The sequence below is a fragment of the Paraburkholderia sediminicola genome (assembly GCF_046030555.1).
Lineage (GTDB): Bacteria > Pseudomonadota > Gammaproteobacteria > Burkholderiales > Burkholderiaceae > Paraburkholderia > Paraburkholderia sediminicola_E.
The window spans coordinates 105,689-118,569 of sequence record NZ_JAQQCH010000004.1 but is presented as its reverse complement, the minus strand read 5'-3'; the positions used below and the strand labels follow the sequence as shown (position 1 = coordinate 118,569).

9 protein-coding genes and 1 pseudogene are annotated in these 12,881 nt (G+C 58.4%); 7 read left to right on the top strand and 3 right to left on the bottom strand.

All coding sequences use genetic code 11. The features are described from left to right. Positions 1 to 225: 225 nt before the first annotated feature. The 3 genes from modA to PQQ52_RS08055 form a co-directional block, all read right to left on the bottom strand. Entirely contained in the window at positions 226 to 1,050 is an 825-nt protein-coding gene (gene modA, locus PQQ52_RS08065; RefSeq protein ID WP_408208917.1) for a molybdate ABC transporter substrate-binding protein, read from the bottom strand. Between the two features lie 14 nt (positions 1,051 to 1,064). Further along, positions 1,065 to 3,191 carry a TonB-dependent receptor gene (locus PQQ52_RS08060; RefSeq protein ID WP_408208914.1) on the bottom strand — a complete coding sequence of 709 codons (2,127 nt, stop codon included), beginning with the start codon at positions 3,189 to 3,191 and terminating at the stop codon, positions 1,065 to 1,067. A 234-nt stretch (positions 3,192 to 3,425) separates the two neighbouring features. After that, positions 3,426 to 4,664: a LysR family transcriptional regulator gene (locus PQQ52_RS08055; protein WP_408208912.1), complete on the bottom strand. Its 1,239-nt coding sequence runs from the start codon at positions 4,662 to 4,664 to the stop codon at positions 3,426 to 3,428. Between PQQ52_RS08055 and PQQ52_RS08050 the strand changes: the two genes are divergently transcribed. The 7 genes and pseudogenes from PQQ52_RS08050 (at position 4,654) to PQQ52_RS08020 (ending at position 12,867) form a co-directional block, all read left to right on the top strand. Beyond that, positions 4,654 to 5,952, top strand: coding sequence for a gallate dioxygenase (locus PQQ52_RS08050; protein WP_408208909.1), 1,299 nt, complete (start codon positions 4,654 to 4,656; stop codon positions 5,950 to 5,952). The genes PQQ52_RS08055 and PQQ52_RS08050 overlap by 11 nt on opposite strands. Positions 5,953 to 6,575: 623 nt before the next feature. Beyond that, positions 6,576 to 6,800: pseudogene (locus PQQ52_RS08045) on the top strand (aromatic acid/H+ symport family MFS transporter); the annotation flags it as partial. Between the two features lie 82 nt (positions 6,801 to 6,882). Beyond that, a complete protein-coding gene (locus PQQ52_RS08040) occupies positions 6,883 to 7,908 on the top strand; it encodes an amidohydrolase family protein (protein ID WP_408208906.1) in 1,026 nt (341 codons plus the stop codon). A gap of 2 nt (positions 7,909 to 7,910) precedes the next feature. Further along, positions 7,911 to 8,594: a 4-carboxy-4-hydroxy-2-oxoadipate aldolase/oxaloacetate decarboxylase gene (gene ligK / locus PQQ52_RS08035; RefSeq protein ID WP_408208903.1), complete on the top strand. Its 684-nt coding sequence runs from the start codon at positions 7,911 to 7,913 to the stop codon at positions 8,592 to 8,594. 13 nt (positions 8,595 to 8,607) lie between these two features. Continuing rightward, positions 8,608 to 9,315 carry a substrate-binding domain-containing protein gene (locus PQQ52_RS08030; protein WP_408208900.1) on the top strand — a complete coding sequence of 236 codons (708 nt, stop codon included), beginning with the start codon at positions 8,608 to 8,610 and terminating at the stop codon, positions 9,313 to 9,315. Between the two features lie 339 nt (positions 9,316 to 9,654). Then, positions 9,655 to 10,722 carry an alanine racemase gene (gene alr / locus PQQ52_RS08025; protein WP_408208898.1) on the top strand — a complete coding sequence of 356 codons (1,068 nt, stop codon included), beginning with the start codon at positions 9,655 to 9,657 and terminating at the stop codon, positions 10,720 to 10,722. 210 nt (positions 10,723 to 10,932) lie between these two features. Further along, positions 10,933 to 12,867 (top strand): putative bifunctional diguanylate cyclase/phosphodiesterase, encoded by a 1,935-nt coding sequence (locus tag PQQ52_RS08020; protein WP_408208895.1) that lies wholly within the window; start codon positions 10,933 to 10,935, stop codon positions 12,865 to 12,867. The last annotated feature ends 14 nt before the right edge of the window (positions 12,868 to 12,881 follow it).

Sequence of the window (12,881 nt, the reverse complement as noted above, 5' to 3'; positions counted from 1 at the left end):
CTTCGATAGTTTAGATGTCAAGTAAATGGTGGGCGGAGCGGGCGTGCGGGGCATTGCTGATCAGATGAAATGAAGCCGGTCGGAGGCTGGCGGTGTGCGGGATAAGGTCTGTCATGAGTTTTCACTATCTGGACTCAATGACAGACCTCAGAGCGCAGCCCGGACGCTCTTTGAAGAGCCGTCTGGCGAAAAGCGAACGCCTTGGCGCGTCAGCTTTCAGAAATTCTATTGACGCGCGACCGGCGTGAACCCGTAACGTGTGAGGACGTCCTGTGCCTCCGGGCTCATCAGGTACAAAGCAAGCCGGTAAGCGGCGTTTCGCGTGATAGCGGTCTGCTGCCGTTCCACAACCGTCATCCCATAGTCCGCGAAGATGCTGAGGTTGGCCGGGAGTTCGACCTGCACAAGAGTCGGATCGGGCTTTGTTTCGTGAGAGCTGCAATAGCCGATGAAGACGTCGACACGCCGCGTCGCCATAAAGTATTTCACGGGATTCTGCCCCACTGGAACCTTGGGCGCTGCTGAACCACCAACCAGTTGCTGCGCTTTCGTCTCCAGAGTCTGCCCCGCTCCGGGGCGCACTGAGTCGGCCTTCGCGAACAACTCCCATGCATAGTCACCGCCCGGGTCTGCCTTCGGTGTTGAAGTGCCGATCTTTATATTCGGATCCAGCAGTTTGTCGAGCAGATTGTCCGTTGTAAGGCCGACGTCCGGACGGGCCTGAACACAAAGCCGGTTCCTCGCGAAGACAACGGTGGGCGCAGCTTTTCCTTCTGTCGTGAGGCGCTGCGGATGCGCCATATTGGCGGAAACAAAAATATCTGCCTTGGCGGAATTCTCGATCTTGTTCAGTAGAAGACCTGCCGGTCCTGTAACGAGATCAATCTTCTGGCCCGACTCCGCGGTGTATTGCTGCGTGATCGTGGCGAGTGCGCCGCCCATGCTTCCGGCAGCATAGATCGTGACAACTGCCGTGGCAGGCGCTTGCTGTGCCGACGCGATGCCCACGGTGCTACCGAGAACGACGCTAAAAAGGGTGCGAAGTACCATACGTGGGTCCTTGTTCAGAGATTGATTTGTAACGAAGCGCGGACGGTACGAGGGGCACCCAGCGTGCCAGTACCATTGTCGGAGCCGCTGTAGCCGTTTTGTCCACTGGGCGTGATGTTGGCCCAGTACTGGCGGTTGGTGATATTGTCGACAGCAATGCGCAGCGTCACTGATTTGCCGGCAATTTTTGTTCTGTAGCGTGCACCGAGATCAAAGACGGAATAACCGTTCACATAGTCTGTGTTCGTATAATTGCCTGGCCGGCGGCTTGCGTAATTCATGTTGACGTTGAACCCGAGACCGGCGATGGCCGGCACGGAGTAGTCAAGTAGCGCATTGAATACGACGCGCGACAGCCCGAGGATCTGTTTATCACTGGTCGACGCCGAGCCAGTGTCGGACAGGCGGGGATCGAGTAGCGAGATCCCCGTGAAGATGTTGAGATCTCGTGTAACCGCGCCTGTCGCAGTCAGTTCGAGTCCACGATTAACTTGTTGACCTTGTTCAGCAAAAACGTTGTTCGCGCCGACATACGCGTACGGTCGCTCGATGCGGTAAAGAGCGGCGCCGAGCGTAACTCGGCTCACATCGACTTTGTAGCCCAGTTCCCATTCTTTGCTTCGGTACGGAGCGAGGCTATCTCCCGCATTTGCTGATCCGGCCGGGGCATTGTCCCCCTGTTGAAGACTGTCAGCGTACGTCAGATACGCCGTCATATTATCTAGCGGCTTAAACATCAGACTGGCTGTCGGGCTGATGCCGCTCGCGTTGTATTTGCTGGTTGTCGCTCCCTGCTTGCTGTAGTTCTCTGTGTGTATCCAGCTCTGGCTTGCGGCCAGTAGCGTTGACCAGTATTTGTTGAATCCGATCGTGTCCCCGACGCTAATCGACTGCTGGACCGTATTGGAGGACAAATACCGATTGGAGAAATCGGGCAGAGGAGGTTTCGCAAAAGACAGGGGGTCGTCGATGCTTGCGCTGCCGAGCGTAATCGCTCCCGTCTGATACGGCGTGTATCGATGCCAGAAGAAACCGGTGTTCGACACGAAGATGTCGTGTGACAGGCCCGCAAGCTCGGTGTGGCCATTCAGCGCGACGGTGTTGCTGACAATCGTGTCCAGACTGTACGTGGTCGTCGCGGTGGTCGTCGTATAGGCGCCTGTCTTGCTGGTGATGGTGTTGGTCGGGACTGTCGACGCACGGTCGTTCGTCTCTCTCAACACGCCGGCGCTTAGATGCCAGTCTTTGTTGAAGTCGTGCTTCAAGGTCGCACTGAACATGTTGGTGACGTTGTCATCACCCGCCCACGATTGGCCGTAGCCCGGACGTGCAGGGTCGGGCGCACTGGGAAAGGGCACGTTACGCGCTAAAGCGAACGTGCCCGGGAATCCGGTCGACAGGTAGTGGTACGTGCTGAAATTGGTCTCAAGCGTCGTGTCCGGGGAGAAACGAACGTCGAACGCGAGGCTTGCCAGTTGTCTGCGCAGGCGACTGCCCTCCACATACCCCTCACCGTTCTGGTTGAGCAAATTCAGCCGATACCCGAAGCGGTCGTCGTTGCCGAAGTGTCCTCCAAGGTCCAGATGTTCAGTCAAGGACTCGCGTGACGCGTAGCCGAACGTGAACTCGCGTAACGGTTCGGCGGTAGGCCGTTTAAGCACATAGTTGAAGGTGCCGGCAGGACTGGCGGGTCCGTACAGCGCACCGGCCAGGCCATTTAGAACTTCGATCTGCTCGAATTGCTCGATCGGATAGTCTGTTGTCGCGGCGATACTCAGGCCATCAATCCGGGTGTTCTGGACCACCCCGGCTTGCAGCCCTCGAGTCTGAGGGCGAATATTTTCCCCTTGAACCGTGGGGATGAAGCGAAATGCTTCCCGCACGCTCTGGAGTTGCTGATTCTCCGCGAGCGATGAGGGAACGACGCTGATCGAGTACGGCGTATCAAGAAGCTCCTTCTCGCCTAGCGGTCCTACTTTCGTTCGGTCGATCTGATACGACGGGTATGCGGCGGGAGATATCCCGGTGATGACTACAGGTGTCAGCTGGATTCCGTCGTCCTGAGCATGGACTGAGAATGTCACGCCCATCCCCGCTGATACGAGTGTGAGCGCCTGAAAGACGTTGATTGAGCGAGTCATGGACCTTGATGTATCTATTTCTGTATCGTTGTATCGGACTATATATAACGCAATGCATGTGCCTTCAACAAGTAGCGGCTGGTAATAGATGGAATTCATCGACACGAACCCTGGTTTATCTATTACGTCAGGGCGTTCGCGAGAAACCTGGCGTGCTGCTACCGCGTGAATGGTTCGTGCAATCGATCAGGAATTGAGGGGGAGCGGGTACCGCTCGCCGCGAGTGGGCGAACTTCACCCACTGATTGTGCGCGTAACGTCGACAACGGACAGGCGGATTGCATCGATCAACGCTCGTGCAGCGGGCGACGGATTGCCAGTCGAGCGCATGGTCAACCCGATGTCGCGCCGGGTATTGTGCAACTTGACGTCGAGGACAGCCAACTGTCCAGATTCAATCTCCAGATGTAACTGATGGGCCGACAGTGCAGCGATCATGTCCGTATCGGATAGCAACCCGCGGATCACGGCAAGGTCCGCTGTCTCGACGGTCGGCATGGGCGGCTTCACTTTTATCCGCTTGAACTGCGCTTCGAAGAGGGCACGAGCCGGCGCATTGCTCCGCGGCAGCACCCATTGCGCTCCGCGCAAATCCACAATCGTGAGATTGTCCATGTGCGCGAGCGGATGATCGCGGCGCACCAGTAGCGCCATATCTGACGACATCAGCCGCTCGTTTTTCAAGCCACTGGAGGCGTCATTGTCTCGCAGGGCGCCGAGGATAAAGTCGATATCGCCCGCCCGCAGGTCGGCGACCAGTGCCTCGTAGGCGCTTTCATTCGTGACGGTACGCACGCCAGGATTCTCTTTGGTCATCCGCGCAATCGCTCTGGGCAGGATCAGCGTGCGTCCGAGCGGCAGCGCGCCGACCGTCACCGTGCCCTGGATCTTGCCGTGCGTTGCCGCGATATCGTCAGGTACATGCCTTAACTCGTTCAACGCACGGCGCACGCGCAGCAGAAACGTTTCGCCTTCGGTTGTGAGGAGGATGCCGCGTGGGCTGCGGTGAAACAGAGTCAGACCGGCACCACTTTCCAGCACGCGAATCGCCGTGCTCACCGCCGGCTGGCTGATACCGAAGGTCTTGGCTGCGCTCGGCATGTGCCGATGACGGGCGAGCGCGGTAAACAACTGAAGCCGCCGTGTATTGAGCAGATAGGCGGGCAACGCGCCCTCCGCTGCAGGCCGGCGACGTGCCTGCTTTGCCGAGCACCACTGCGCGAGTTCTTCCAGCTCGGCAAAGATTCGCTCGCAACGCTTCAGGACAGCGCGGCCAACGGGGGTCGGAAGCATGCCCGAGGGGCTGCGGTCGAAAAGCGGCTCGCCGAGTGCCGCTTCCAACTCCTGCACTGAACGTGTGACAGCAGACTGGGCGCGAAAGAGCATGGCGGCTGCGCGCGTCGCGCTGCCCGTATTGGCGACAAGCCGGAACGCGCGCAGTTGCGACAGGTTGAGAAGTTCGTTGTTGCTCATGAATGGCGGGGCTTACTCATTTGTCGATATCAGTATAGCGACGCACTATCGCTGCCACTACGTATGCAAACCGGATTGCGATTTAGTTTATGAGCCATCTGTTCTATTTATTGGCTATGGACAAATGTGGGCAGGTGTCCTGGATGGCTCGAGCCCACTTGGGATCCCAAATATACCTGATGCGAACTATTCGGCGTTCGCGCTGGGCGTGGGGCCCGAGTGGCATGTTGCTGACGAGGGAGGCGGCGCGCGGGACCTGCCGCCTATCAAAGGGCATCCCGCTTTGGCCGCGCACATCGGCACCTCCCTCATGACCGATGAGTTCGACATGTCCTTCTTTCAGAACAAGGCGCTCGATCACGGCTGCTTTTCCCCGCTATCCATGCTTTGCCCCCACACGCCCGAATGGCCGGTGAAACTCGTACCGCTGCAGATGGGTGTGCTGCAACTGCCGGTTCCGAGTGCGCGGCGATTTTATAAGCTCGGGCAAGCGCTGAGACGCGCGATCGAGAGTTACCCGGAGGATCTCAAAGTCGCGATCGTCGCAACGGGTGGGCTTTCGCACCAGGTGCATGGAGAGCGCGCGGGTTTCAACAACACGGAATGGGACCAGCGTTTTCTCGATCTTTTCGAGCACGATCCCGAGCAACTGGCCGAGATGACGATTGCCGAATATGCGGAGCTGGGCGGGTTCGAGGGCGCGGAAGTGATCATGTGGCTCACGATGCGAGGCGCGTTGTCGTCCAACGTCGTATGCAAGCATCGTAGTTACTACTTGCCGTCGATGGCTGGCATCGCGACCGCGATCTACGAAGGCGAAGAGAGTGAGGCGAAGCCTTCCATCGCAGAGCGCCACCGGCAGAGAATGGCGACGCAGCTCGCCGATGTTGAGAAGCTTGAGGGCACGTATCCGTTCACGATCGAAGTCGCCGTGAGGGCCTATCGGATCAACGATTACCTTCACCGGATGGTGGAGCCCGTTCATCGTGAAGCCTTCATGAGCGATCCAGAGGCGAGTTTCGAAGCAGCGGGCTTGACTGAGGAAGAGCGGGACCTGATCCGCCGTCGAGATTGGCGCGGCCTGCTGCACTGCGGCGTCATTTTCTTCATGCTCGAGAAGCTAGGCGCAGTGACGGGCGTGTCGAATCTTCACATCTACGCCGCAATGCGCGGAGAAACGCTCGAGGCCTTCCAACGCACCCGCAATGCGCCTGGTGCTCTGTACTCGGTGGCGGGAAAGAGTGCCGGTAAACTCGACTGGGACAGTGCGAAAAAAGGAAAGAGTTGAGAGACGGATTGGAGCGGCACGATACCAACGCCCTGCCTCTCGTCACTGACCACTTTGCCAAGTGCTACAGCATTCCATCTGTTTTGTTTATCGAGTCTGAGTAACTCGCCTCATGGTGAGGACGTGCATTCGTCGCGGAGGCTCACAGGCAGACGGCTGAGTCCTTTCCCGAAACTACGGAAAATCTCATATTTTTCAAGAGCTTGTGAGGGCGAGTGTTGATGTCGTACCAGGAGTAAGAGTGCGGGGTAAGCAAAAACCCTTACATCGAAACAGCTGCTCGGCACGTTCTTTCTGCCCTGTCCAGTATGCGTAGACCTATTTGGAAAGCTGGGTGAGGTGACTATATTGACCCGATGTCACTGTTTCGTGTCGCAACCCGGTCAGGTCTGTTTCGTCAGGTCTAAGTGCGTTTCCAGCTTTGCTTCAGATAGGGAAGTGGTTAAGTTTTCACGAAATTAGTAAAACTAACCATGACGTAAGAATTTGTGAAGAAGACCAAAAAATCAACCTGACGATTGCGCGAGCAGGTATTCACCCCCGCTTGTGAAAGACGCGGCTGCAGACCAGATCGCGATCGGCGCGTTACGTCAAAGCGGGCGGCAAGGAGACAGGAGAAACAAATGACGACCGGAAAGACAATTGATATCAAGGCCTTTATCGACGAGCGACCCATCTCGCCTTACCAGTGGCTACTGGTAGCGCTGTGTTTTCTCATCGTGACTGCCGATGGCATGGACGTGGCCATCATGGGCTTTGTGGCACCTTCGATCATCCATGACTGGGGGATTTCGCGCCCCGCATTCGGTCTGGTGATGACCGCGGCGCCGCTGGGTCTCGTGATCGGCGGCACATTGACGAAGTAAAGGGGCGATGCCACTCGTCAAGCGTGACATCGCGGTAACATCAAATCAGCTACTTGGAACAACGATGGTCATCGATATCCACGGCCACTACACGACAGCGCCAAAAGCGTTGGAGATGTGGCGCAACCGACAAATCGCAGGTATCAACAATCCGTCGGACATGCCGAAGGCGTCCGAATTGCATATCGGCGACGACGAGTTGCGGGAGTCGATCGAAAGCAACCAGTTGCGGCTGATGCGCGAACGCAGGCTCGATCTGACCATTTTTAGTCCGCGCGCGAGCTTCATGGCGCATCACATCGGCGACTTTGAAGTGTCGAGCACGTGGGCGGCGATCTGTAATGAACTCTGCTACCGCGTGAGTGAACTCTTTCCAGACCATTTCATTCCGGCTGCGATGCTTCCTCAGAGCCCGGGTGTGGACATTGCCACCTGCATTCCCGAACTGGTGAAATGTGTCGAGCAATACGGCAACGTAGCGATCAATCTCAATCCGGACCCGTCGGGCGGGCACTGGACCAGCCCGCCATTGTCCGACCGCTACTGGTACCCGATCTACGAGAAGATGGTCGAGTACGACATCCCCGCGATGATTCACGTGAGCACGAGCTGTAACGCGTGTTTCCATACTACCGGTGCGCACTACCTGAACGCCGATACGACCGCCTTCATGCAGTGCCTGGCATCGGACCTGTTCCATGATTTCCCCACGCTGCGTTTCGTAATTCCGCATGGCGGCGGCGCAGTGCCCTATCACTGGGGACGTTTTCGCGGTCTCGCGCAGGAGATGAAAAAGCCGCCATTGGAGGACCATCTGCTGAACAACGTCTTCTTCGATACCTGTGTGTATCACCAGCCCGGCATCAATCTGCTAACCGAAGTGATTCCCGTCGACAACATCCTGTTCGCGAGCGAGATGATTGGCGCGGTCCGCGGTATCGATCCGTACACGCAGCATTATTTCGACGACACGAAGCGATATATCGAGGCGGCACATATCGATGCAGATGAACGCTACAAGATTTACGAAGGTAACGCGCGGCGGGTCTACCCGCGTCTGGACGCAAGATTGAAAGCGAAGGGGTATTGATCATGTATGAACTTGGAGTCGTGTATCGCAACATTCAGCGGGCGGACGGCGACGTCGCTGCGAAGCTCGGTGCGCTCGGGACTGCCACGGTGCACGAGGCAATGGGACGTACCGGGCTGATGAAACCGTACATGCGGCCGATTCATGCGGGCACGCAGGCTAGCGGCACCGCCGTCACCGTCCTGTTGCAACCCGGCGACAACTGGATGTTGCATGTCGCGGCGGAGCAGATTCAGCCTGGCGATATCGTCATTGCCGCGATCACGACGGATTGCACGGACGGCTATTTCGGCGACCTGCTGGCGACGAGCTTCCAGGCTCGCGGAGCACGGGGGCTTGTCATCGATGGTGGCGTACGTGACGTACGCGTGCTGGCCGACATGAAGTTCCCGGTATGGAGCAAGGCGATCTCGGCGAAAGGAACGGTCAAGGCGACGCTTGGTTCGGTGAACATACCCGTGATATGCGCAGGTGCGCTGGTGAACCCCGGCGATGTCGTCGTGGCCGATGACGACGGTGTGGTCGTGGTGCCTGCAGCGTCGGCGCAAAAGGTTCTCGACAAAGCGGCGGCACGCGAAGCCAACGAAGGCGAGAAACGCGCGAAGCTGGCCAGCGGCGTGCTCGGTCTGGATATGTACAACATGCGCGAGCCGTTGCAGCAGGCCGGACTGCGCTACATCGACTGAAAGGGACGTGAGCATGGTCTTCGATCCAACCTTGAGCCAGGCGATCACCGGCATCTCCTCGATGGCTACCCGCAATGTGCTGGCCGATCTCGTCGAACAGTACACGCGACATTCGCGGCAACGGGTCGCGGTCGAATCGGTCGGTGGTGTCGAGGCGGCCCGGCGCGTTCTGGACGGTGAGCCGTTCGATATGGTCGTGCTGGCGGCCGGCGCGATCGACCGGCTCGCCGCGGCTGGCCGGGTCGTTGCGGGCACTCGGGCAGATCTGGCACGCTCGGGCGTGGCGATTGCCGTGGCGGCTGGGGCGACGCAACCCGACATCACTAGTGACGCAGCTGTTCGCAACGCTATTCTGGCTGCGCGTAGCATCGGCTACTCAACGGGTCCTAGCGGTTCGCACCTGGTTCGTTTATTCGAGCGCTGGGGCATCGCTGAGACGATCGCGCCGCGCATCGTGCAAGCCCCGCCCGGCGTTCCGGTGGGCTCCCTTGTCGCGAGTGGAGATATCGAGCTCGGTTTCCAGCAATTGAGCGAGCTGATGCATTTGCCCGGCATCGATGTTGTCGGGACATTGCCGTCCGATATCCAGGTTGTCACTGTTTTTTCGGCTGCGGTCTGTACGGCGTCTGAACAGGTGGCCGAAGCGCAGGCACTCATCGCGTTCCTTGCCTCGCCTCAAGCGGCTTCGGCCAAGCTTGCGCATGGAATGGAGCCTGCGTGAGCGAAACGCGCGGTATCGACGTAAGGCGTGCCGGCTGCCCACTTCCAGATACAGAACGCGGTGCATCGCGGCAGGAGAAATTATGGTGCTACTACGCGGGGACGCATCTCAAGGGCGTTGAACCGTCCCGGTATGGGGCGGTTCTGTCGCCGAAGGGGCATTGAAGTAGACCGATAACCGGTCAGGAGAATCGACAAATAAACCCAAAAAATCAAAACAATACAGTAACAAAAACTGGTTGAGGCTAGATACGATAGTGGGAAAACCTGCCTGCCGGCGGTAGCGCCGGCTTTTAGCAACGGGCATCCATTCCTTCTAAACAAGTCCCCAACACCTCCCATGCCACGCCCGATCGTTGCCCAGATTCATCCTGGCGCAGTCAGCCACAATCTCTCCCTCGTCAAGCAGCGCGCGTCTCGATCGCGGGCCTGGGCCGTAGTTAAAGCCAACGCATATGGGCACGGAATCGACCGCGTTTTCCCGGCGCTCGCGAACGCCGACGGTATCGCGTTGCTCGATCTCGATGAAGCAGTCCGCGTGCGTGAGCTGGGTTGGACCAAACCGATTCTTCTTCTGGAAGGTGTTTTCAGGCCAGGCGACGTGCATATCGCCCAGCAATTCGATCTTTCCATGGCCGTGCATTGTCGTGAGCAACTCGATCTGTTGCGCCTGTCTTCGTCACGTCAGCGCGTCAACGTGCACCTGAAGATGAACTCCGGGATGAATCGCCTCGGTTTTCGGCCCGACGCCTACCGTGCCGCGTGGGAAGAAGCCCGATCGATTCCGGCCATTGCCGACATCACGTTGATGAGCCATTTCGCGAATGCTGACGACGGCGACGTGGCATGGCAGATGGACCGTTTCGATGCAGTGACTCACGACATACCGGGTCAACGAAGTCTCGCGAATTCAGCGGCCGTTCTGTGGCATCCCCAGGCGCATCGTGACTGGGTGCGCCCGGGTGTCGTGCTATACGGCGGTTCGCCCACCGGTCAGTCGCGCCACATTGACGACGTGGGCTTGCGTGCTTCGATGACGCTCAGGAGCGAAGTGATCGGTGTGCAATCATTGTCGGCGCAGGAAACGGTCGGTTATGGTCGTGCCTTCGCTGCGAATCGTGAGATGCGCATTGGCGTGGTGGCATGCGGATATGCGGACGGATACCCGCGGCACGCATCGACGGGTACGCCAATCGCTGTCGACGGATTCATGACGCAAGTGGTGGGCCGCGTTTCGATGGACATGCTCACGATCGACCTCACGTCATGTCCGCGTGCGCAGATCGGTTCAAAGGTCGAGTTGTGGGGCGAGCAGGTCAAGATCGATGACGTGGCTCACGCTTCGGGGACCATCGGGTACGAACTGATGTGCGCGCTGGCAAAGCGGGTGCCGGTAGAAGTCGCCTGATCCATCCTTTTTTCTCGCCGAAGCGTGATGCAATACGCAAGGAATAATCGCGCCTTCGACCAGGATGCAGCACAACATTTCGGGTATATACCGGCGTGATAGCGTCCAAAACAGCGCGGTAGCGTTGCTTTGGACATTTTGTTTTGTGTTTACGTAATAATCGCGAGGCGCCTCCGATTCGATTCAATAATCCGTGGAAATGTGCAGGTTATGGCTTTCAGCGAACCAAGGTCTCCATTTTTCAAGTGGGTGGTGTCCTCCGCTCAGGACCTGAGTGCCGACAACCGGCAGGTATTGCTTGCCAACCTGTTCACGCGAACCGCATCGATCGTGTTTGCGTCGATCTGCGAAATAAGTGTCTGCGCGACTGCCTACTACCTGTACCCAAGACCCCTTTACGCAGGGTGGAGCAGCGCCGTGGTCGCGTTGCTGGTTGCGCGTCTGGCGTTGATCTGGCTGTGCTGCAGGCGCAGCGCCCAGAATCTGCCGACCCCTACCTCAGCCTTCCTCTTTGCGAGCCTTCTCTGGGCCGTCTTATTCGGGTTCGGCAGTTTCTTGTGCAATACCAGCGGAAACCAGACGCTGTTTCTGCTCGGTAACGTTTGCGCTGTGGGCGTGATCGGCGGGTTAGCCGGACGCAATGCCGGTACACCCCGGCTCGTGCTTCTGCAGATTTCGCTTATTCTCGGGCTTCTGGGTTGGGGGGCGGCGCTTTCTCCCGGCTCCGGCAAACTCGTGCTGCTGTTTCAGGCGCCGTTTTGTGCCGCGGGTTTCTTCACCGTGGCATTGCGCAGTAATCGCGACACCGTTGCATTACTGTTGGCACGTGAAAGCAGTCACCGGCTCGCTCACCAGGACAGTCTCACGGGTCTGCCCAACCGGGCTCGCATTACCGAACTTCTGTTGGAGCGCACGGCGGCAGGCTCATTACGGTGGGATCATTTATTCGCGGTGCTACTGATCGACCTCGACGGCTTCAAGGCAATCAATGACAGCCTGGGCCATGCCGCCGGAGATCAGATCCTTCAGGAGGCGGCGGCTCGATTGCGTGACGTGCTGCCTGCGGGCGATCTTGTCGGGCGTCTGGCCGGCGACGAGTTCGTTGCCATTTCCGACGGCACGGCGTCCACGCCCGATGTTCGTGTGCTGGCCGAACGCATCGTCAAAACGCTGGCACGTCCTTTCGTGTTGAGCGAAGCGTTGGTACATATCGGTGCGAGCGTGGGCATCTCACTCTATCCGGAGCACGCCAATACCGGGCCGCAATTGCTGATTTGCGCGGACCGCGCGTTGTACGCGGTCAAACGCAGCGGCAAAAGCGCGTTCGCTATCTTCGATGCAGCCACGCACGCATCCGACGAAAGTCTGAGTCTCCTGCGCAGCGATCTGGAAGGTGCAATGCAGTCTTACAGCGATTTGCGCATGGAGTACCAGCCGATCGTCGATCTCAGCGACGACACGATTTCCGGTCGTGAAGCACTGCTTCGCTGGACACACCCGACTCGCGGTGAGCTTTCTCCCTCCGCATTTATTCCTACCGCCGAGCGTACGGGGCTCATTCTCGGCCTCGGCGAGTGGGTCTTGCTGCAATCATGCACGGAAGCCGCCACCTGGCGTGATGCAGTGAGCGTCGCCGTGAATGTTTCGCCGGTGCAATTGCGGGAGGAGTCGTTCGCGTCGACGGTCGCTGCGATACTCAGCAAGACGGGATTGCCGCCGGCCCGTCTGAATATCGAAGTCACGGAAACGGTGTTGTTGAGCGACGATGTCATCACCCGGCACAACATCGAAAAGCTCCGCGCATTGGGAATCGGTCTGGCGCTCGATGACTTCGGCACCGGTTTTTCCACCATGTCGACGCTCGTGCGCTTCTCATTCGACAAGCTCAAGATCGACAGTTCGTTCGTGAAGGAATCGGTGTATCGGCGCGAATCCGCGGCCATGGTTCGTGGGATTGTGGCTTTGGCGCGAGAAATCGGTATGCCGACTACGGCCGAAGGCATCGAGACGCAGGAGCAGCTGAATTTTGTGCGCGTCTGCGGATGCACGCATGCTCAGGGTTTTCTTCTCGGCAAGCCGGTCCGAAGCGAGGAGATCCCGCACTTCGAAAAAGGACTGGCCGCGCATTCCGTGGATAAGGACTGAGCAGCAGCATTGAA

Coding starts and splice junctions, on each gene's coding strand:
- modA (WP_408208917.1), bottom strand. CDS start 1,050: ATGGTACTTCGCACCCTTTTTAGCGTCGTTCTCGGTAGCACCGTGGGC.
- PQQ52_RS08060 (WP_408208914.1), bottom strand. CDS start 3,191: ATGACTCGCTCAATCAACGTCTTTCAGGCGCTCACACTCGTATCAGCG.
- PQQ52_RS08055 (WP_408208912.1), bottom strand. CDS start 4,664: ATGAGCAACAACGAACTTCTCAACCTGTCGCAACTGCGCGCGTTCCGG.
- PQQ52_RS08040 (WP_408208906.1), top strand. CDS start 6,883: ATGGTCATCGATATCCACGGCCACTACACGACAGCGCCAAAAGCGTTG.
- ligK (WP_408208903.1), top strand. CDS start 7,911: ATGTATGAACTTGGAGTCGTGTATCGCAACATTCAGCGGGCGGACGGC.
- PQQ52_RS08030 (WP_408208900.1), top strand. CDS start 8,608: ATGGTCTTCGATCCAACCTTGAGCCAGGCGATCACCGGCATCTCCTCG.
- alr (WP_408208898.1), top strand. CDS start 9,655: ATGCCACGCCCGATCGTTGCCCAGATTCATCCTGGCGCAGTCAGCCAC.
- PQQ52_RS08020 (WP_408208895.1), top strand. CDS start 10,933: ATGGCTTTCAGCGAACCAAGGTCTCCATTTTTCAAGTGGGTGGTGTCC.